Genomic DNA, 508 nt, shown 5'->3' on the forward strand with positions numbered 1-508 from the left:
TCGGCACATAGGTGTCGACTTCCAACTGCATGTCGGCGACTTGGGCGTCGCTGCGGTTGCCGGCCAAGTCTTCGTAAACCGTCGAGATCGTATAGACGCCATCTTCCAGGGCGGTCGTTTCGATGTTCCACGTGCCGTCGGCGTTGACGATCGTTTGACCGACCAGTTCGTCATTGGCGTACAGGAAGACGGTCGAGTTGACTTCGCCGGTTCCGTTGAAGGTCGGCGTATCGACGTTGGTGACCCAGTCGTTGTCAAACATCCCGCTGTCGCTCGAAGCGAGCAAGTCAGGGGCGTCGCCGAGCGGCGCGACCGTGTCGATCGTCACGTTCAACAGGTAGTCAAAGCTGATGTTGCCCGCACGATCGCCCACTTCCAACTTGAAGTTGTAACGACCGTCCGGCAGCACGGCGGTTTCGCGGGTCAGCAGCGTCAGGTCGGTCAGGCCGTCGACGAGGTTGGCCGGCGGAATCGCGCCATCGACCGACGAATCGTACAGCAGGAACTC

The 508-nt window shown here is 60.4% G+C and carries 1 protein-coding gene; it reads right to left on the bottom strand.

What is annotated here, in order from left to right; all coding sequences use genetic code 11:
* Nucleotides 1-508, bottom strand: a 508-nt coding sequence (locus C5Y96_RS27515; RefSeq protein WP_158261392.1) for an Ig-like domain-containing protein, incomplete at both ends; no start/stop codon positions are given.

Origin of the sequence: Blastopirellula marina (assembly GCF_002967715.1) — a bacterium.
Taxonomy (GTDB): domain Bacteria; phylum Planctomycetota; class Planctomycetia; order Pirellulales; family Pirellulaceae; genus Bremerella; species Bremerella marina_B.